The following is a 21,423-nucleotide window of genomic DNA, read 5'->3' as shown; positions in this document are numbered from 1 at the left end:
AAACAATTCCGGAGGACAAAATGTACGATTATTCACAATGGAATCACATATTTAAATTAGATCCAAACAAAGAAATCTCTGATGATGAATTAGAAAAAATTTGTGAGTCAGGAACGGATGCAATTTTAGTTGGTGGAACGGACGATGTAACGTTAGATGCTACGATATCTTTACTAGTTAGAATAAGACGCTATGCAGTACCATGTATTTTAGAGGTATCAAATCTTGAAGCCGTAACTCCAGGTTATGATTTCTATTTTATCCCGACAGTTTTAAATAGTAATGATCCAAAGTGGATTATTGGAATGCATCAACAAGCAATGAAAGAATTTGCTCATTTAGTTCATGCTGAAGAATTGGTGATGGAAGGTTATTGTATATTAAATGAAGATTGTAAAGCTGCAAAGCTGACAAGTGCAGTGACAGATCTTTCAATAGAAGATATTGTAGCTTATGCGGAAGTTTCTGAGCAATTATTAAAATTACCAATTTTTTATTTAGAATATAGTGGCACATATGGTTCACCCCAGGTGGTAGAAGAAGTATCAACAGTATTAAACAATACGAAATTATTCTATGGTGGGGGAATATCATCAGCTCAACAAGCAATTGAGATGAAGCAATTTGCTGATACGATTGTTGTTGGGAACATTATATATGATAACTTACAAGAGGCTTTACTTACTGTGAAAGCTGTGAAAGAAGGAGCGACGAAGTAATGAAAACAGCAGAAGAATTATTGCAAGGTTTAAATCCAATGCAAAAAGAAGCCGTTAAAACGGTTGATGGTCCTTTATTAATTATGGCTGGAGCAGGTTCAGGTAAGACTCGAGTACTAACTCATCGAATTGCGTATTTATTAGGCGAAAAAGGTGTTGCTCCTTGGAATATACTTGCAATCACATTTACAAATAAAGCAGCTAGAGAGATGCGAGAGCGTATATTTAATCTAGTTGGAAAAGATGCAGAAGATATTTGGGTTTCAACATTCCACTCAATGTGTGTGCGAATTCTTCGTAGAGATATTGATCGTATTGGCTTCAATAGAAGCTTTTCTATATTAGATACAACTGACCAATTAACAGTCATAAAAAATATCCTTAAAGAGAAAAACTTAGATTCAAAGAAATTTGATCCACGTAGCATTTTAGGTTCTATTAGTAGTGCAAAAAATGAACTACAAACTGCTACAGATTATTCAAGAGATGCTTTTACTCCATATGAAAAAGTTGTTGGAGAAATATATGCATCTTATCAAGATCGACTACGTAAAAACCATTCTTTAGATTTCGATGATCTAATTATGATGACAATTAATTTGTTTGAACGCGTTCCAGAAGTATTACAATATTATCAACGAAAATTTCAATATATTCACGTGGATGAGTATCAAGATACAAACCATGCCCAATATAAAATTGTAAAATTACTTGCCGAGCAATTCAAAAATATTTGCGTGGTAGGTGATTCAGACCAATCGATTTATCGCTGGCGTGGAGCAGATATTTCTAATATTCTTTCATTTGAAAAAGATTATGATAAAGCACAAGTAATTCTGTTAGAACAAAATTACCGTTCGACTCAAACCATTCTTGATGCTGCTAACGCGGTTATTACGAACAATTCAAACCGTAAAGCGAAAAAGCTTTGGACAGAAAATGGACAAGGCACACCGATACATTATTTTAGAGCTGCCTCAGAACAGGACGAAGGATATTTTGTAGCTGGAAAGCTAGCCGAGTGGAAAAAAGAAGGAGTTCATCAATATGGTGATGTTGCTATTCTTTATCGTACGAATGCGCAATCACGTGCAATGGAGGAAGTTTTAGTTAAGTCTAATATTCCTTATAAAATGGTCGGCGGAGTAAAGTTCTATGATCGTAAAGAGATTAAAGATATACTTGCTTACTTAAGATTTATTGCCAATCCAGATGACGAGATCAGTTTTTCAAGAATCATTAATGTGCCAAAACGTGGTGTAGGCGCGGCGTCTGTAGATAAAATTATTAACTATAGCATAATGAATGACTTATCTTTATCTGATACGTTAGAGCAAATTGATTTCGTTGGATTAAGTGGAAAAATTACGAAAGCAGTTGGAGATTTCCATGCTATGGCGAAAAACTGGCAGCAAATGTTGGATTATTTATCAGTTACGGAGCTTGTTGAGGAAGTTCTTGATAAAACAGGTTATATCCAAGTGTTAAAAGATGAAAATACTATTGAATCTGCTTCTAGAATCGAAAATATTGAAGAGTTTTTAACAGTTACAAATGCTTTTGAAGAAAGCAGTGAGGATAAAAGTTTAGTATCATTTTTAACTGATTTAGCATTAGTATCTGATATCGACCAAGCGGATAAAGAAGAGTCACAAGCGGATGAAGTTATCCTTATGACGCTTCACTCTGCAAAAGGATTAGAGTTCCCAGTAGTCTTTCTAATCGGATTGGAAGAAGGTATTTTCCCGCATAGTCGTTCTTTAATGGACGAAGAAGAAATGGAAGAAGAAAGAAGATTAGCATATGTAGGTATAACACGTGCGGAAAAAGATTTATATATTACGAATGCACAAACACGTACACTTTATGGTCGTACTAGTGTAAACCAAGAATCTCGCTTTATTAATGAAATTCCTGATGAACTATTAGATCGTGCTAATAAGAAAGTAGTAACAGAGCGCCGTGCAGTTTCTAGACCAGCAGTGGCAATGAAAACAACAGGTGGAGAGTCACTCGGTTGGAGAGTTGGAGATAAAGCCTCTCATGGTAAATGGGGAATTGGTACAGTTGTAAGTGTAAAAGGAGAAGGCGAAGCAATGGAGTTAGATATTGCATTCCCAAGTCCAGTTGGTATTAAGCGTTTATTAGCAAAATTTGCTCCTATTACGAAAGCATAGAAGGGATGGAGAGCTCATGGATCAAAAAATCATTGATAGAATTGAAGAACTAAGAACAAAATTAAATCAATACAACTATGAGTATTATGTATTAGATCAGCCATCAGTGCCAGATGCCGAGTATGACTTACTATTACATGAATTGATAGGATTGGAAGAACAATATCCTGAAATTTTAACACCAGATTCTCCATCTCAACGTATAGGTGGACAGGCAATTGATTTGTTCGAAAAAGTCGTTCACAGTCATCCTATGTTAAGCCTTGGAAATGCGTTTAATGAAGGAGATTTAAGAGATTTCGACCAAAGAATTAGACAGGATTCAGCGGGAGTATCTTATGTTTGTGAACTTAAAATAGACGGTTTAGCTGTTTCCTTACAATATGAAAATGGATTGTTTGTCAAAGGTGCAACTCGTGGTGATGGTACAGTTGGAGAAGATATTACGCATAATTTAAAGACGATTAAAGCCATTCCATTAAGACTTTCTGAGCCAATTACAATAGAGGCTCGTGGTGAAGCATTCATGCCAAAAGCTAGCTTCGAAAAGGTAAATGAATCGCGTGAAAAGAACGGGGAAGAATTATTTGCAAATCCAAGAAATGCAGCGGCAGGTTCATTGCGCCAACTTGACCCGAAAATTGTTGCAAAGAGAGATTTATCGTTCTTCGTTTATGGATTCCCTACAGCCGAGGAATTTTCAATTCAAAAGCATAGCGAAGCATTGGACTATCTTCACAAACTTGGATTTAAAACAAATACTTTCCGCAAAACATGCCATACAATTGAAGAAGTAATTGAATACGTTGAGGAATGGAAAGAAAAACGACCATCATTGCCTTATGAGATTGATGGAATTGTCATAAAAGTGGATGAATACAGTATTCAGAAAAAGTTAGGTTCAACAGCAAAAGTACCAAGATGGGCTATTGCATTTAAGTTCCCAGCTGAAGAGGTAGTTACAAAATTAGTAGATATCGAATTAAGTGTTGGACGTACAGGTGTAGTAACACCAACTGCAATTTTAGAACCTGTTCGTGTTGCAGGTACAGTAGTAAAACGTGCATCGCTTCATAATGAAGATTTAATTAAAGAAAAAGACATTCGAATTGGTGACTCAGTCGTTATTCGCAAGGCTGGAGATATTATTCCTGAAGTAGTAAATGTTCTACTAGATCGTCGTACTGGTGATGAACAGCCTTTTGCAATGCCAACTCACTGCCCTTCATGTGATCATGAGTTAATAAGAGTCACAGGTGAAGTAGCACTACGTTGTGTAAATCCTTTCTGCCCATCTCAAATTCGTGAAGGATTAATTCATTTTGCGTCTCGTGATGCAATGAATATCGAAGGTTTAGGCGAAAGAGTAGTAGCGCAATTATTCGATGCTAATTTGATTAAGACATTTACAGATCTTTATCTTCTAACGAAAGAACAATTATTATCACTTGAACGATTTGGAGAAAAATCTGCAGATAAATTAATTTCTGCAATACAAGCTTCTAAAGAAAATTCACTTGAAAAATTATTATTTGGTTTAGGTATTCGTCATGTTGGAGCTAAAGCAGCAAAAACATTAGCCCAGCATTTCCAAACAATTGATCGACTGATGGAAGCAGCGGTTGAGGAAATTACCGGAATTAATGAAATTGGTTCTAAAATGGCCCAGTCAATTAATGATTATTTTTCACAAGACGAAGTAAAAGAACTTATTTCAACGTTTCAAACGGTTGGAGTAAATACTGAGTATAAAGGGATTCAAGTAGAAAATATGAATATGGATTCTCTTTTTGCTGGTAAAACAGTAGTATTAACTGGTAAGCTAGAACAGATGACTAGAAGTGAGGCTAAAAAGCAATTAGAAGCACTCGGCGCAAAAGTAGCAGGAAGTGTTAGTAAGAGTACTGATTTAGTCATTGCAGGTGAGGCTGCTGGATCGAAATTAGATGCAGCACGTAAATTAAATATCGAGATTTGGGATGAAGAAAGAATGATTAAAGAGCTTCAACCACAATAATAGTTCAATCAACAAGAGGGCGGATTAATGAGGTAGTGGTTCGTTCACTTAATAAGTAGAAGGTGTGAGTTAGATGAAAAAACGTATAGGAATGCTCCTATGTTGTCTTTCGCTCATCTTATCTGGCTGTTCATTATCAATAAAGAATGAAGATAAGGTTGTACAAGAGAGCAATAATAAAAAAGGGGAAGACGCAATCATACCCCGCTATTCAATTTCAAATGACTACTACAAGACAATACTTCCATTTAAACCAAGTAAAACAAGAGGTGCTGTCGTTGCAAATATCGATAATAGACTTGATATTAGTGAATTTGAATTAGGTTTAATGCGAATTGTACAAGAGCAATATTCAACAAAAGATTACTTGTATCAAGAAGGACAATTATTAAGTAAAAAAACAGTGGAATCTTGGCTAAAAAGGAAGTATACTCCTTCACAATTTAAACAAAAACAAGATGCACTTAAGAGCGCAAATTTAAAGCCAAGTTCAATTACAAATGATGGATTGAATCCAATTCAAACGGATACAAAAAATCTTACGGAAGATCAAAAGGCTAAACAAGCTCCGATATTTTTAAATTCTATTTTAGAACAGGATTATCTAAAAAAGGACGGAAAAGAAGTTAAAGTTGAGGGTGTAGCAATTGGTTTAGCAATGAACTCTGTTTATTATTATCAAGAGGAGCACGGCTACCCAAGAGAGCTTAAAATTCCTCAAGATGAAATGATTAAACAAGGTAAAGCGATCGCTCAAGAAATTTTGACGCGAGTGCGAAAAATGGACGAATTTAAAGATATACCAATTACATTTGCTATTTTCCGTCAGCAAAGCCAATCATCTGTAGTACCTGGAAACTATGTTGCAATGACATCAGTTTCTGGAAATGACTTCTCAATTAGCAATTGGGATAAAATAAATGAGAAATACTATTTATTCCCTTCAGCTGCTGCAACTGCAGATTACCGAGATGATGCAATGAAAATGGTTAATTTTAAATCAGATATAGAAAATTATTTTCCGAATTATACTGGTGTTGTAGGCACTGGTTTTTATAAGGATAATGAATTAATACAACTAAAAATTGATATACCTATGCAATTTTATGGTAAGGCAGAAGTCATAGCTTTTACTCAGTATGTAGCGGGACTTATGATGGACCATTTCCCTTCATACTTAAAGGTTGAGACGAATATATTCTCATCAAATGGACAGGAAGCACTCATCGTAAAAGAGGTAGATGCTAAGGAACCAAGTGTGCATATTTATAACTAAAAGGAAGAGGACTACTCTTCCTTTTTTTTAATATAAGGGAAGAATCTGTAAGCGTTTCATATTTGAAGAATATATAGGAATATTGTATTATGTATATGTGAGTTTTTTATAGAGTAGTTATTCTACTAGCAATTGACTGAAAAAACTGAATGAAAAACGGTTACAGTTGTTGCTATTTTCAAACTAAAGGGGGATTTATTCAATGGTTATACCTTACAAACATGAGCCATTTACTAACTTTGGCTTAGAGGAAAATCAAGAACAATACAATCAAGGATTAGCAAAAGTTTCATCTTATTTAGGTGAAAAATATCCACTAATCATTGGTGGAGAGCGTATCTTTACAGAAGAACAGATCGTATCTGTAAATCCTTCAAATCATAAAGAAGTTATTGGTTCTGTATCTAAAGCAAGTCGTGACTTAGCTGAAAAAGCTATGCAAATTGCTGATACAACTTTTAATACATGGAAAAAAGTTAAACCTGAAGTTCGTGCTGACATCTTATTCCGTGCGGCTGCAATTATTCGTCGTCGTAAACACGAATTCTCAGCTTTATTAACTAAAGAAGCTGGTAAACCTTGGAATGAAGCTGATGCTGATACAGCTGAAGCAATTGATTTCTTAGAGTTCTATGCTCGTCAAATGTTACAATTAAAAGACGGAATTCCTGTTGAAAGCCGTCCTGGTGAATATAACCGTTTCAACTACATTCCATTAGGAGTTGGCGTTGTAATTTCTCCTTGGAACTTCCCATTTGCAATAATGGCTGGAACAACTGTAGCTGCTGTAGTAACAGGTAACACTGTTCTATTAAAACCAGCAAGTACAACTCCAGTAGTTGCTTACAAATTCTTAGAAGTATTAGAAGAAGCTGGATTACCTGCAGGAGTAGTAAACTTCGTACCAGGTAGTGGTGCTGAAGTAGGAGATTACTTAGTTGATCACCCACGCACTCGTTTCATCAGCTTTACTGGTTCTAAAGAAGTAGGTATTCGTATCTATGAGCGTGCTGCAAAAGTAAACCCAGGTCAAATCTGGTTAAAACGTGTTATCGCTGAAATGGGCGGTAAAGACACAATGGTAGTTGATAAAGAAGCTGATTTAGAATTAGCTGCTAAATCAATCGTTTCATCTGCATTCGGATTCTCTGGTCAAAAATGTTCAGCATGTTCTCGTGCAGTAATTCACCAAGATGTGTATGATCAAGTTCTTGCTCGTGCAATCGAATTAACAAACGAATTAACTGTTGGAAACCCAGAAGACCGTTCAACTTACATGGGTCCAGTTAATGACCAAGCTGCTTTCAATAAAGTAATGAGCTACGTACAAATCGGACGTGAAGAAGGCCGTGTAGTAACAGGTGGAGAAGGAGACGACTCTACTGGTTGGTTCATCAAACCAACAATCGTTGCTGACGTTGCTGAAGATGCTCGTTTAATGAAAGAAGAAATCTTTGGACCAGTTGTAGCATTCTGCAAAGCTAAAGATTTTGATCACGCTTTAGAAATTGCTAACAATACTGAATACGGTTTAACAGGTGCTGTTATCTCTAACAACCGTGCAAACATCGAAAAAGCACGTGAAGACTTCCACGCTGGTAACTTATACTTCAACCGTGGATGTACTGGTGCAATCGTTGGTTACCAACCATTTGGTGGATTCAACATGTCAGGTACTGACTCAAAAGCAGGCGGACCAGACTACCTAGTTCTTCACATGCAAGGTAAAACAACTTCAGAAATGCTTTAATAGATTAGAAATGGCTTGTCTTATGGACAACCTATAAAAGAGTAAACCCACGAAGAAATTTCTTTGTGGGTTTCTTTTTATATTTTTTAAATGTTAGGAAAAAATGTATAATCGAACGTAATCAGAAATGGTTCACATTATTGGAGAAGACATAACATAAATATTTCCAAGCAAAGCCCTTCCCCATATTATTATGCTATAATTTTATATAAATGATAGTGAACAGAGAGAAGGGATATCATGCAAATTTTACAGAGAATTATTCAATTAGTAGATTCAATTCCATTAGGAACTCGTGATGATTGGGACTCTTATTTTTTAGGACAGGCATTTATAACTTCTCTTCGTTCAACTTGCGGAAGTAGAAGGGTTGGAGCAGTTATTGTAAGTGATAATAGAATAATTGCTTCTGGATATAATGGATATCCGAAAGGAGCTAAGCATTGTATCGATGGGGGATGTCCACGCTTTGCTGCTCGTCAAGAAGGGTTATTAGATAGTGGTAAATACTCAGATCAGTATCCTTGTGATGCTTTCCATGCTGAAGAAAATGCAATTTATCAACTAGTACAATCAGGAATTCAAAAAACGAAAGGTGATAATTGGACAATCTATTGTACAACTGCACCGTGTCGAGCTTGTGCAAAAATGATAAATGGAGCGGGGATTACTAGAGTTGTATATAATGTAGGGTATCCGGATGATTATTCAATTGAGTATTTTAAAAAATATGGAATTGAACTAACAAGAATCCCTGCTGAATAAACTTTAGTCCAAATTTAAACAAACGTTTGATTAATTGTATATGTAAGAATTTGATGTACAGACTGTTTGGAAGCGAATGTCTTTTGAGGTTCGTTTAGCCTAATGAGGAGCGGAGTTATCCTATACGATAATGAGCTTCAGTTAGGTAAGTAACGAAGAAAGAGACCGTTTGGCGGACAGTCTGTAATTATTTTGCTTGTATTTAAGTGGAATGTTGCCCGACACATGGGAAATTTGGTATTATCAGTATATTGTATGTTGTGCGAATAATATGGAGGTGCATATAAATGTCAAAAATTACAATGGAGCAAGTTAAGCACGTTGCTCATTTAGCGCGTTTAGCGGTGACTGAGGAAGAAGCAGAGAAGTTTTCAAAACAACTTGGAGCAATTTTAGATTTTGCTGAGCAGTTAGGTGAACTTGATACAACAAATGTGAAACCAACTACACATGTCCTGAAAATGCGTAATGTATTACGTAAAGATGAGCCAGGTAAAGGTTTACCAATTGAAGAGGTACTGAAAAATGCACCAGACCACAAAGATGGACAAGTTAAAGTACCGTCAATATTGGATTAAGGGGGGAAATTAGAATGTCATTATTTGAATATACAGTTTCAGAATTACATAGCAAATTAAAATCAAAAGAGATTAAGGTAGAAGAATTAGTAAATGAATCTTATGAGCGAATCTCTGCAGTTGATGGTGAAGTAAAATCATTTTTAACTTTAAATGAAGAGCAAGCGCGTCTACAAGCTAAAGCACTTGATGAAAAGCCTTGGGATGAGTCTCGTGGAATCCTTGCTGGTATGCCTATTGGTGTAAAAGATAATATCGTTACAAAGGGTCTTCGTACTACTTGTGCGAGTAAAATTCTTGAGAACTTCAATCCAATTTATGATGCGACAGTTGTAACGAAATTAGCTCAAGCTGAAAGCATTACGATCGGAAAATTAAATATGGATGAATTTGCAATGGGTTCATCTAATGAAAATTCTGCGTTCGGTGGTACTCGTAACCCTTGGAATACTGAATACGTACCAGGCGGAAGTAGCGGTGGGTCTGCAGCTTCAGTAGCTGCTGGAGAAGTATTATTCTCTTTAGGTTCTGATACAGGTGGATCAATCCGTCAACCAGCTTCATTTTGTGGAGTTGTTGGTTTAAAACCTACATATGGTCGTGTATCTCGTTCTGGTTTAGTAGCATTTGCTTCTTCACTAGACCAAATTGGACCAATTACTAGAAATGTAGAAGATAATGCATTGTTATTACAAGCAATTTCAGGATTAGATGCAAGTGACTCAACTTCAGCTAATGTAGAAGTTCCTTCATTTGCTAAGGCGTTAACAGGTGATGTAAAAGGTCTTCGTATCGCTGTACCTAAAGAATATTTAGGAGAAGGCGTTGGTGAAGAAGCTCGTGCATCTGTTATGGCTGCTTTAAATTTATTAGAAAGCCTAGGTGCTACTTGGGAAGAGGTTTCATTACCACATTCTAAATACGCATTAGCTACATATTATTTAATTTCTTCATCTGAAGCATCTGCTAACTTAGCTCGTTTCGATGGTATTCGCTACGGTCACCGTGCAGCTGATGTAGAAAACTTAATTGATCTTTATAAGAAAACTAGAGCTGAAGGCTTTGGAGACGAAGTAAAACGTCGTATCATGTTAGGTACTTATGCATTAAGTTCTGGTTACTATGATGCTTACTATAAAAAAGCTCAACAAGTTCGTACATTAATAAAAGAAGATTTCGAGAAAGTATTTGAAAACTATGATGTTATTATTGGCCCAACTACACCAACTCCTGCATTTAAAGTAGGCGAAAAAGTAAGTGATCCAATGACAATGTACGCAAATGATATTTTAACGATTCCTATTAACTTAGCGGGTGTACCTGCGATTTCTGTTCCTTGTGGTTTCCATAATGGTCTTCCATTAGGATTACAAATTATCGGTAAACATTTTGATGAGTCTACAATTTACAGAGTTGCCCATGCATACGAGCAAGCAACTGACTTTACAAAACAAAGACCACAACTATAAGGAGGCGCGGGAAAGATGAATTTTGAAACGATAATCGGTTTAGAAGTACACGTAGAATTAAAAACAAAATCAAAAATCTTCTCACCAAGCCCTAATGCGTTTGGTGCAGAACCAAATACAAACACTGGTGTAATTGATTTAGGTTACCCAGGTGTGTTACCAGTATTAAATGAAGAAGCTGTAAACTTTGGTATGAGGGCAGCAATGGCGTTAAATTGTGAAATTGCAACTGAAACAAAGTTTGACCGTAAAAACTACTTCTATCCTGATAATCCAAAAGCTTACCAAATCTCTCAATTTGATAAGCCGATTGGTGAAAATGGATGGATTGAAATTGAAGTTGGTGGCAAAAAGAAACGTATCGGTATTACGCGCGTTCATTTAGAAGAGGATGCTGGAAAGTTAAATCATACAGATGAAGGTTATTCATTAGTAGACTTTAACCGTCAAGGAACTCCATTAATTGAAATCGTTTCTGAGCCGGATATGAGAACTCCTGAAGAGGCTTATGCATATTTAGAAAAACTTAAGTCAATTATTCAATTCAGCGGTGTATCAGATGTAAAAATGGAAGAAGGATCACTTCGTTGTGATGCTAATATATCTTTACGTCCATTTGGACAAGAAGAATTCGGTACAAAAGCAGAATTAAAGAACTTAAACTCATTTGCTTTCGTTCAAAAAGGACTAGAGCACGAACAAGTTCGCCAAGAAAAAGTATTATTATCTGGCGGAGTAATCCAACAAGAAACGCGTCGTTACGATGAAGCTACAAAGACTACAATCTTAATGCGTGTAAAAGAAGGATCGGATGATTACCGTTACTTCCCAGAGCCAGACTTAGTTGAACTATACATTGATGATGAGTGGAAAGAACGTGTTCGCCAAAGTATTCCGGAGCTTCCAGATGCTCGTCAAAAACGCTATGTAGACCAATTAGGTTTACCAGCATACGATGCAATGGTATTAACTTTAACAAAAGAAATGTCTGATTTCTTCGATGAAACAGTAAACAATGGTGCAGATGCAAAATTAGCATCTAACTGGTTAATGGGTGAAGTTTCAGCGTACTTAAATAAATCACAAAAAGAACTACATGAAGTTGCTTTAACGCCTGAAAACTTATCTAGTATGCTTAAGTTAATTACAGACGGTACGATCTCTTCTAAGATTGCGAAAAAAGTATTCACTGAGTTAATCGAAAACGGTGGAGACGCAAATGAAATTGTAAAAGCGAAAGGTTTAGTACAATTATCTGATGAAGGCGCTCTTCGTAAAATCGTTATCGAAACTCTTGATGCTAACCCACAATCAATTGAAGACTTTAAAAATGGTAAGGACCGAGCTATTGGCTTCCTTGTTGGTCAAATGATGAAAGCGACTAAAGGCCAAGCGAATCCACCACTATTAAATAAGATCTTAATGGAAGAAATTCAAAAAAGATAAGATTTTCAATACAAAAAACTACGGACTATAAGCTCCGTAGTTTTTTTGTACATTTAAAGTCAAAATGACTCAATAATATGGTTGGCTTGTTGGTGCATACAAAAGGATATCCACTTTACTGTTGGATCGTTATATAATCCTGTTACATGAATTAATAAAGAAAAACAGCCAGCACCTAGTATATTTCCAATGTAAGTTATAAGCCACAAATTTAGCACCTCAAGCCAATTCATTCTTCCTCTTATGGCAGTATAGGCAAAATAAAATATGTTTCCTATAAATAGATCAGCTCCACCGTATGCAATAAGAAGAATGGCGACAGTAATTGTTATAGCAGCCATTGGGTAGGCAAAAGGTGTATACGTAGCATGAAAGAAATTACTTGATTTAAATGCTACGATAACCCCGAAGCCTATAAACATACTAGCCATTATTGCTCTTAATAAAAAACGCAAAACACTATCTCGATAAATTTTTAACTTTTTTAGAGCAAAATACTCTACATTCACGAACGGTTTGTTATCCATCTCATTATCAATCCTTAATTCTACTTTAATGTTTTTATCATCAATATGTACTATAATGATTAAGTTGTTCAAAACGGTAGAAAAATATAGCAAAGAAACGAATGTAATATAAATTTAATATAATATAATATTGCTTTTCAATATGGGTTTGAACATGCTTTAGAAAGGTAAAAATAGATAAGTAAATGGAAAAAGTTTACTACAAAATCTTTTTAGGTTAGGATATAAGTTAGAGAACTTAAATAAATAAGTAGGATGGTTAATGATGAAACGTGCAAGAATTATCTACAACCCTACTTCTGGTCGTGAAATTTTTAAGAAAAAGCTTCCCGATGTGTTGCAATTGTTCGAGCAAGCGGGTTATGAAACCTCTTGTCATGCAACAACTGGTGCAGGTGATGCGACAATGGCAGCAAGAGAAGCATGTGAACGAAAATTTGATTTAGTTGTAGCTTGCGGTGGAGATGGAACACTTAATGAAGTCATTAGTGGTATGGCAGAACAAGAATATCGACCAAAGTTAGGATTAATCCCAGTTGGGACAACAAATGATTTTGCTAGAGCAATTGGTGTGAATGTTTCAATTATGGAAGCGGCTGAAGTCATAACAAATGGGCAAACTGTGCCTCTTGATATTGGAAGAGTTGATGATAAATATTTTGTAAATATTTTAGCTGCCGGTAAAATTACAGAATTAACATATGAAGTACCTAGTAAACTAAAAACAATGTTAGGACAGCTAGCATATTATTTAAAAGGTATTGAAATGTTACCAAGAGTTAAGCCTACACGATTAAAAATTGAGTATGATGGAAAAGTATTTGATGAAGAAGCATTTTTGTTCTTATTATCGAATACAAATTCTGTTGGTGGATTTGAAAAAATTGCACCTGAAGCAAGTATTAATGATGGACAATTTGACTTATTAGTCTTAAAGAAATCAAATATAGCTGAAATCATCAGAGTATGTGCTCAGCTATTAAGTGGCCAGCATGTACAAAATGAACATGTTCTTTATACTAGAGCAAGCCATTTGAAAATTATGTCTGATGATAAACTACTATTAAATATTGATGGTGAGTACGGTGGAGAAACACCATGTACTGTCGATATGCTTTACAACCACCTAGAAATCTATGTACCATAATAAGTGAAATAGTAGTAAATACTAGAAAAAGTAACCACGGTAGTTAACGTGGTTATTTATTTTGTATAATGAAATGGTTTAATAAAAGGTTGAAAGGTAGGTAAGGGACTTGTCGAAAAGAGTGTTACCTGTAGAAAAGAATCAATTAATAGATGTTGAATTTATCGATTTAACTCATGAGGGACATGGAGTTGCAAAGGTGGATGGATATCCGATTTTTGTACCAAATGCACTCCCTGGTGAAAAAGCACAAATTAAGGTGCTAAAAACAAGTAAAGGCTTTGGGTTCGGTAAAATCATTGAATTCCAAAAAGAAAGTGATGTTCGAGTAGAACCGATTTGTTCGATTTACAATCAATGTGGTGGTTGTCAAACTCAACATATGAGCTATGAAGGCCAACTTGAGGCGAAACATAAACAAGTAGTAGAGGTTGTAAAAAGAATTGGAAAACTTGATGACGTAGTAATCCACCCAGTGTTAGGCATGGAAAACCCATGGAGTTATCGTAACAAAGCACAAGTTCCTGTAGGGGAACTAGAAGGTGGATTAGTTGTTGGTTTCTATCAAAAGAGAAGCCATGAAATTATTCCAATGAATGAATGCTACATTCAAGGAAAAGAAAATGATGAAATGATCCAAACTGTGAAGGATCTTTGTGAAGAATTAAAAATCGAGCCATACGATGAAGTTGGCCACAAAGGACAATTGCGTCATATTATGGCACGCTATGGTTACTATACAAATGAATCAATGCTAGTTCTTGTTACTAATAAAGTGAACTTTGCTCAAAAAGACGAATTAATAGCTAGAATTGTTGAAAAATATCCAACAATTACAAGTATTATTCAAAACGTAAATAATGAAAAAACAAATGTGATTCTTGGAAATCAAACAATTGTATTATACGGAAGTGAAACAATCAAAGATAAAATTGGTGATATCACTTTTGAAATATCAGCTCGATCATTTTATCAAGTAAACCCTACACAAACTAAGGTTTTATATGATAAAACACTCGAGTATACAAACTTAAACGGTAGTGAAACAGTTATTGATGCATACTGTGGAATCGGTTCAATATCTTTATTTTTAGCTCAAAAGGCTAAAAAGGTTTATGGTGTTGAAATTGTACCAGAGGCAATTGAAGATGCGAAACGAAATGCTATGATTAATGAGATGACAAATGTTGAATTTGAAGTAGGGAAAGCTGAAGAAGTTATACCTAATTGGTACAAGCAAGGTATTACAGCTGAAGTATTAGTTGTAGATCCTCCAAGAAAAGGTTGTGACGAGGCTTTATTAAATACAATCATTGATATGAAGCCAGGCAAAGTAGTTTATGTATCATGTAATCCTGCTACATTAGCAAGAGATTTACGAGTACTTGAAGACGGTGGTTATAAAACAGTAGAAATACAGCCAGTGGATATGTTCCCACATACTAGTCACGTGGAAGCTGTCGCAAAATTAGTACTAAATTAAGGGAACAGACACTAAGTTTTTGAACCTGATGTCCTTCTAAAGTTCTTCAGTTTTGTAGCAAAACCTTTATTAACTTGGATCACTGGATTGCTATTTGATGGCGTGGAGATAATAAGGGAATGAAGATACAAGTGTAAGCAAGGGCTTCTTGCTTTTTAATTTTGGGATAGGAGAATGGACTGGAATCCCATAATGAGAGGATTTGAAATTTAATATGAAAGATAATTTTTGGCGCGATTTACCGCGACCGTTTTTTATACTGGCACCAATGGAAGAAGTAACGGATGTTGTATTTCGTCACGTTGTAAGTGAAGCAGCCAGACCAGATGTGTTTTTCACAGAGTTTACAAATAGTGAGAGTTATTGTCACCCAGAAGGAAACAAAAGTGTGCGTGGGCGTTTGGCTTTTACAGAGGATGAACAGCCGATGGTAGCTCATATATGGGGTGATAAACCTGAATTTTTCCGACAAATGAGTATTGGTATGGCAGAACTTGGGTTTAAAGGTGTGGATATCAATATGGGCTGTCCTGTACCTAATGTGGCAGGGCACGGAAAGGGAAGCGGCCTGATACGCCGTCCAGAAGTTGCAGCAGAATTAATACAAGCAGCAAAAGCAGGAGGATTACCTGTAAGTGTGAAGACAAGGCTTGGTTTCTCTGAGGTAGACGAATGGCGCGACTGGCTAACTCACATTTTGAAACAAGACATTGCCAATCTGTCAATCCATCTTCGTACAAGAGATGAAATGAGCAAAGTGGATGCACATTGGGAATTAATACCGGAGATAAAGAAACTTCGTGACGAAGTGGCACCAGATACACTCTTAACGATCAATGGGGATATTACTGACCGTCAAATTGGTTTAAAGCTCGCTGATCAATACGGTATTGATGGGATTATGATTGGCCGCGGTATTTTCCATAATCCGTTTGCTTTTGAAAAGGAGCCGACAGAACATAGCAGTAAGGAACTACTTGATCTCTTAAGATTGCATATGGATCTTCATGATAAATATTCACATTTAGAGCTCCGTTCGTTCAAGGCTCTTCATCGCTTTTTTAAGATATATGTCCGTGGGTTTAGAGGGGCAAGTGAATTAAGAAATCAATTAATGAGTACATCATCAACAGATGAAGTACGTGCAATGCTTGATAACTTTGAGTCAAAGTATCTTGATGGAATATTGGAACTGTAAAATTGTCAGCCCTAGTGTTGTCAATTACAGTCTGCACATATAAATACAGATAAAAAGTACTCTTTAGAGTAGACACTTAAAGGTCTAACTATAGGGTACTTTTTTTGTTTTCATTTATATAATCTCCAATTCTAAACCTTGACGAGTTGTTCACATAGAATAAGTGGTTTTTTTCCTTTACATGAAGAAAATATCCACCTAGTAAATGAGAAATGTTTATTTTACAATTAATGCAACTATACATCCATAACAAATTTGAAAATTTAGATGAAATAAGAAACGAAGAAGAATGAATTTAAAGCTACATGTAAAAGTAGATTGGTACGATAACTTATTAGCTTAACGAAAGGGTGGATCAACACATAATGAATAGATTGATAATCGGAATGGACGGCGGAGGAACGAAAACGAGAGTGGTGGTCAAAGAACGCTTAAACGGAGAAACATTATTTGATAAAAATTTTGGAATGTCCAATTATAACAACATCGGCGTAGAAGGGCTTAGACCAGTATTTAGTGAAATATATGAATCGCTTGTTTCTTATTTTGGAGAGCGCATACAAAATGCGATTCTTGTATTAGGCTCTGCGGGGGTAGATCGACCGAAAGATATTGATATCTATTTGAATGCATTAAAAGAAAGTGGTTTTACTTGTCAGTTAGAAGTAGTGAATGATGCAGAAATTGCTCTTGTTGGTGGGAACGGAGATCGAAAAGATGCTTTGATGATTGCTGGAACAGGCTCCATTGTTATGGGAGTAGACTCAAAAGGAAATACAATACGCTCAGGCGGATGGGGCGGATTAATAAGTGATGAGGGTGGAGGTTTCCAGATTGGTTTACTTGCAATCGCGGCTGTTATGAATGAGTACGACAAAGTAATTGCTCCTACTTCATTTACCGAAAAATTGCTCGCTCATTTTAAGTTGGATTCTCCGGAAGATTTTATGGATTTATTATACTTGGAAGATACAATTCCCGTAGATAAGGTAGCTTCATGTACCCCAATCGTTTTAGAGGCATGGGTAAAAGGTGACGATGCTGCTCGTACAATTGTTGAAGGAGAACTAGATAAGTTGGTTCGTTTAGTCATTGGAATCAGCCGACAAATGGGTTCAATTAATTTTCGCCTATCTGTGGCAGGAAGTTTGCTGACGAAATCAGCTGAGTATTTCGATACACTAAAGGATAAGTTAAGTGTGGCTTTACCCCAAGTTGAACTTTCTGCACCTCTTTATGATCCAGTTTTCGGTGCCATCATTATTGGTGAGAAATACAAGTAATTCAAAATAAAAATAAAGGAATGGCGATCGAATATGCGTGAAATAGGAATTAGTGTATATCCCAACTTTTATCCTTTAGATCAAATCAAAGATTATTTAGAAAAGGCACAATCATTAGGCTTTAAAAAGGTATTTGTTTCACTGATTTTAAATAATCATGGTTTTGAAGGTGCAATAAATGTAAATGCGGACACTTGGAATGAATTATTTAGTTATTGTAATAAACTAAATATGACTGTGTCAGCTGATATGAATGATGAAGTTTTCAGTGAATTAGGTTGTACATTAACTGACCTTACAGCTTTACAGAATATGGGCATCACAAGGCTCCGCATCGATGGAGGGTTCACGAGTGAAGAAGTTGCGCTCCTTTCAAAAAATAAACAGGGAATTCAAATAGAAGTAAATGCTTCAATGTCTTCTTCTAATAATCAAAATGGAAACGCTTTACGCGAATGTCGTGAGTTTTTAGAAACAATCGAACGAGAAGGAAATATCGGACAACTAACAGCTTGTCATAATTTTTTTCCTCTACCAGATACAGCATTGTCTTTAGAAGACATACGCTCCATTAACAATATGTTTGCTTTATTCGGTGTGCCAGTCGGAGGGTTTGTTGCTTCGCAGCTTTCTCCTAAAGATTTACACCATTTAGGTCATGGAGTTTGTACAATTGAAAAACACCGCTTCTTGCCTAGTCATATTGCCATGCTAGAGTTATTTGCAAATTGTTTTAATGATGTGTTAATTGGAGACTCATTTGCAGATCTTTCAGAGCTCAATGAAATGGCTAGATGTTACAAACAAGATTATATAGAAATTCCAGTTGTTTTTAATCAGTTTGTTCCCGAACAGACAAAGGTGAAAATTAGCGAGCAGGTTCTTATTTCAAGAGTAGATCAACCAGCAAATCTCATTCGTGCAACTGATACAAGGGGAATGGAAGTACCTCATTGCTACTGTGCTCCAAGAAAGAAATATACAGTTTCTATTTTAAATAATCGAAGTGCACAATATGAGGGAGAGGTACAAATTTCATTAAAAGATTTAGGACAATCTGTTGAACATAATGTCATTGGATTTATTCATCCTTTTGCATACGATTTAATGCCTTATTTATTAGCAGGCAAAAATAAATTTCGATTAGTTGAATATAAGTAAAAAATTTTTATAGTCGAGGTATTAGAATGGTAAAAAGTGCAGTAATTCTTGCGGCAGGCAAAGGGAGTAAACTAAATCCTTTCAACGCAGTTCGCTCCAAAACAGCAATAAAAATCGCTGGTAAACCATTAATACGTTTTAATATTGAATCCATTGTAGCAATGGGGATAGAAGAGATTGTTGTTGTCGTTAATGAGGAACATCAAAGAGAGATTGAGAATCTTCTATTCGACATGGATAATGTTAAATTTGTAGTTGATCAATCAAATTTAGGAAGTGCAGAAAGCTTAGTTATGGGAGTTGAGAAACTTTCAAGTACTAAGGAGTTTCTTGTTCTTTACGGTGATACAATCGTCGAACAAAAGGATCTTGAGCAATTGGCTAATTCGAACAAACCTACTGTTTTGTTGAAAAAATTAGAAGAATCATCAAGGAATTGGATTGGTGCGAGTATAAAGGATGGATTTGTTCAGTCAATCGGTGCTCATTACCGTGGTGACAGTATTACCCATCAATTCGCGGGATTTCTTTTTGATGAGTCATTACTAGATGATGCGAGAAGAACGCCCGACTATTTTCCGAATGTCAAAGTAGGAGTGGGTGTTCCGAAAGAACGATACGTCGAAGCTGCTCTTCTAAAATCACTTGAGAAAACAAAATTACAAGTGATTGAGTGTAATGGCTATTTCTTTGATATCGATAAGCCTTGGCATATGTTAGAAGCGAATGAATATATGGTGCATCATTTTTGTAATGCAATAAAAGAAAACGAACTAGCAGAAGGCGCGACGATTTCTAAAAATGCAACCATTCATGGTCACGTAAAGCTTGGTAAGAATTCCTCAATTGGTGATCGGGTTGTTATTCACGGTAACCTAATTGTAGGTGATAATACAATCATCGATAACGGTGCAATTTTCAATGGCAATGCTGTTATTGGCGATCATACTGCCATTCGTAATTATTGTATGATTTATGATGGAGTTGCAATTGGATCACATTGTATTTTCGACCACTGTGCAGAGTTCCTTGGCGGAATGGTAATGGATAAAGTATATCTTTACCACTATGGCGAGTTTTATGGCGCAATAGGCAGTCATACGGACATTGGTGCAGCAACGGTTTGTGGGACATTACGCTTTGATGACGGTGAAACTGAGCACTCAGTAAATGGACGGAAAGAAATACCTTTACATTTTTCAAATGCAGCTTATCTTGGTGATTATTGTAGAACTGGTGTGAATACGATTATTATGCCAGGATGTAAAATAGGGGCTTATAGTGTATTAGGAGCAGGTGCAATCATCGATAAAGATATTGAACAAAATAGTCTTGTTTTCGTAAAACAAGATTTAGTTATAAAAAAATGGAGTGAAAAGAAGTATGGTTGGTAAATTTATTAAATCAAAGAAGGTATTTATTTATGGAGAATTATTTTAAGTATGTGATGGCAAATCTCGAAAAACTCTATACGACACAAAATCAAAACATTGACCATGCAGCAACTTGTATTTTTGATGCCATTCAAAATGGTGGCCGCTTTCTTGTTACGGGTTCGGGTCATTCACATATGTTTGCAGAAGAATTTTATGTAAGAGCAGGTGGATTTGCGGATGTCTCTCCAATTTTGCCGAATGAGTTTTTTTTACATGACCATCCATTAAAAAGTACTGTAATCGAACGAATAGAAGCTTATGCAAAGGTAATTTTTGATTTATACAAAATAAGCTCAAAGGATATTCTTGTGATTGCTTCCAATTCGGGGAGAAATGGAATGACGGTTGAACTTGCAAAAATGACACAGGAATGCGGTGCAAAGGTAATTGCTTTTACAAATCCAAATCATCCAGAAGGCTCAAAATCAAGACATAGTAGTGGAAAATATCTTTGCGAATTTAGTGATGTAGTTATAGATAATTGTACCGGTCTTGGGGATGCTGCCTTTTATGTAGAAGAAGCAAATACAGGTATGGGTGCAACTTCCACAATGGCTGGAGCTTTTGTTGCTCAATCCATTTCTATATTAATAGCAAAAAAATATCATCAAGCTGGATTAAAACCACCTGTGTTTAAAAGTTCGAATGTAGATGGTGGAGATGAATGGAATAAAGAGTTGTTTGCTAAGTATTATGGTGTTTAATAATTAATCGAATAGCTAAAAGATTGATCTTACTTATTAGCTCGCTTTTGCGTTCTCAGTTTATGGGAGCGCTTTTTCACGTTTGAATGGTCATAAAGTGTTAACCTCGTCTTACAGAATTTCTAATACAACGTTAAGAAATGCTTAAAACAATAAAAAGCCAAATTCCTTGATCTTAGTGCTTTTATGCTAAGATAAGGATTTTTTTTGTATACAAAAGAATTAGAAACGATTGGTGCTAGTAAAATGTTCCTGTATTTTGTAGTAGGGCTTAGGTCGTATCATAG

17 protein-coding genes are annotated in these 21,423 nt (G+C 35.8%); 16 read left to right on the top strand and 1 reads right to left on the bottom strand.

The genetic code is table 11. The features are described from left to right. The first annotated feature begins 20 nt into the window (after positions 1-20). The 9 genes from pcrB to gatB all read left to right on the top strand — a co-directional run bounded on the left by pcrB (position 21) and on the right by gatB (position 12,197). Positions 21-719, top strand: coding sequence for a heptaprenylglyceryl phosphate synthase (gene pcrB / locus BM319_RS22105; protein WP_069032653.1), 699 nt, complete (start codon positions 21-23; stop codon positions 717-719). Then, on the top strand, positions 719-2,896 hold the full coding sequence (pcrA, locus tag BM319_RS22100) for a DNA helicase PcrA (RefSeq protein ID WP_091024716.1): 2,178 nt from the start codon (positions 719-721) through the stop codon (positions 2,894-2,896). The genes pcrB and pcrA overlap by 1 nt, the downstream gene beginning before the upstream one ends. 16 nt (positions 2,897-2,912) lie before the next feature. Continuing rightward, positions 2,913-4,913 carry an NAD-dependent DNA ligase LigA gene (gene ligA / locus BM319_RS22095; RefSeq protein ID WP_069032655.1) on the top strand — a complete coding sequence of 667 codons (2,001 nt, stop codon included), beginning with the start codon at positions 2,913-2,915 and terminating at the stop codon, positions 4,911-4,913. A gap of 73 nt (positions 4,914-4,986) precedes the next feature. Further along, the gene (locus BM319_RS22090; RefSeq protein ID WP_069032656.1) at positions 4,987-6,189 is read left to right on the top strand and encodes a CamS family sex pheromone protein; all 1,203 of its coding nucleotides are present in this window, start codon (positions 4,987-4,989) and stop codon (positions 6,187-6,189) included. Positions 6,190-6,391: 202 nt separating this feature from the next. Then, positions 6,392-7,939, top strand: coding sequence for an L-glutamate gamma-semialdehyde dehydrogenase (pruA, locus tag BM319_RS22085; protein WP_069032657.1), 1,548 nt, complete (start codon positions 6,392-6,394; stop codon positions 7,937-7,939). A 240-nt stretch (positions 7,940-8,179) separates the two neighbouring features. Continuing rightward, on the top strand, positions 8,180-8,704 hold the full coding sequence (locus tag BM319_RS22080; protein ID WP_069032658.1) for a deoxycytidylate deaminase: 525 nt from the start codon (positions 8,180-8,182) through the stop codon (positions 8,702-8,704). 287 nt (positions 8,705-8,991) lie between these two features. After that, positions 8,992-9,282 carry an Asp-tRNA(Asn)/Glu-tRNA(Gln) amidotransferase subunit GatC gene (gene gatC, locus BM319_RS22075; protein ID WP_069032659.1) on the top strand — a complete coding sequence of 97 codons (291 nt, stop codon included), beginning with the start codon at positions 8,992-8,994 and terminating at the stop codon, positions 9,280-9,282. 14 nt (positions 9,283-9,296) lie between these two features. Next, a complete protein-coding gene (gatA, locus tag BM319_RS22070; RefSeq protein ID WP_069032660.1) occupies positions 9,297-10,751 on the top strand; it encodes an Asp-tRNA(Asn)/Glu-tRNA(Gln) amidotransferase subunit GatA in 1,455 nt (484 codons plus the stop codon). 15 nt (positions 10,752-10,766) lie between these two features. Further along, positions 10,767-12,197, top strand: coding sequence for an Asp-tRNA(Asn)/Glu-tRNA(Gln) amidotransferase subunit GatB (gene gatB, locus BM319_RS22065; RefSeq protein ID WP_069032661.1), 1,431 nt, complete (start codon positions 10,767-10,769; stop codon positions 12,195-12,197). A 59-nt stretch (positions 12,198-12,256) separates the two neighbouring features. Here the strand turns inward: gatB and BM319_RS22060 are convergent, their stop codons facing one another. Then, entirely contained in the window at positions 12,257-12,724 is a 468-nt protein-coding gene (locus BM319_RS22060; RefSeq protein ID WP_025569123.1) for a formate/nitrite transporter family protein, read from the bottom strand. 262 nt (positions 12,725-12,986) lie between these two features. On the opposite strand from BM319_RS22060, the gene BM319_RS22055 reads away from it, so the two are divergent. From BM319_RS22055 to BM319_RS22025, 7 genes are all read left to right on the top strand, one after another. Next, positions 12,987-13,871, top strand: a complete 885-nt coding sequence (locus tag BM319_RS22055; protein ID WP_025569121.1) for a diacylglycerol kinase — start codon at positions 12,987-12,989, stop codon at positions 13,869-13,871. Positions 13,872-13,980: 109 nt separating this feature from the next. Next, positions 13,981-15,354 carry a 23S rRNA (uracil(1939)-C(5))-methyltransferase RlmD gene (gene rlmD / locus BM319_RS22050; RefSeq protein WP_025569120.1) on the top strand — a complete coding sequence of 458 codons (1,374 nt, stop codon included), beginning with the start codon at positions 13,981-13,983 and terminating at the stop codon, positions 15,352-15,354. A 214-nt stretch (positions 15,355-15,568) separates the two neighbouring features. After that, positions 15,569-16,552 (top strand): tRNA dihydrouridine synthase, encoded by a 984-nt coding sequence (locus BM319_RS22045; protein ID WP_025569119.1) that lies wholly within the window; start codon positions 15,569-15,571, stop codon positions 16,550-16,552. A 365-nt stretch (positions 16,553-16,917) separates the two neighbouring features. Continuing rightward, positions 16,918-17,835: an N-acetylglucosamine kinase gene (locus BM319_RS22040; protein ID WP_069032663.1), complete on the top strand. Its 918-nt coding sequence runs from the start codon at positions 16,918-16,920 to the stop codon at positions 17,833-17,835. Positions 17,836-17,868: 33 nt separating this feature from the next. Further along, positions 17,869-18,996: a MupG family TIM beta-alpha barrel fold protein gene (locus tag BM319_RS22035; protein WP_025568876.1), complete on the top strand. Its 1,128-nt coding sequence runs from the start codon at positions 17,869-17,871 to the stop codon at positions 18,994-18,996. A 26-nt stretch (positions 18,997-19,022) separates the two neighbouring features. Next, positions 19,023-20,390: a nucleotidyltransferase family protein gene (locus BM319_RS22030; RefSeq protein ID WP_217648356.1), complete on the top strand. Its 1,368-nt coding sequence runs from the start codon at positions 19,023-19,025 to the stop codon at positions 20,388-20,390. A 29-nt stretch (positions 20,391-20,419) separates the two neighbouring features. After that, a complete protein-coding gene (locus tag BM319_RS22025) occupies positions 20,420-21,136 on the top strand; it encodes an SIS domain-containing protein (protein WP_091024712.1) in 717 nt (238 codons plus the stop codon). Positions 21,137-21,423: the final 287 nt, after the last annotated feature.

Origin of the sequence: Bacillus sp. UNCCL81 (genome assembly GCF_900112535.1) — a bacterium.
Lineage (GTDB): Bacteria > Bacillota > Bacilli > Bacillales > Bacillaceae_G > Gottfriedia > Gottfriedia luciferensis_B.
The sequence above is the reverse complement of the archived record's forward strand: the minus strand, read 5'-3'. Positions and strand labels throughout refer to the sequence as shown.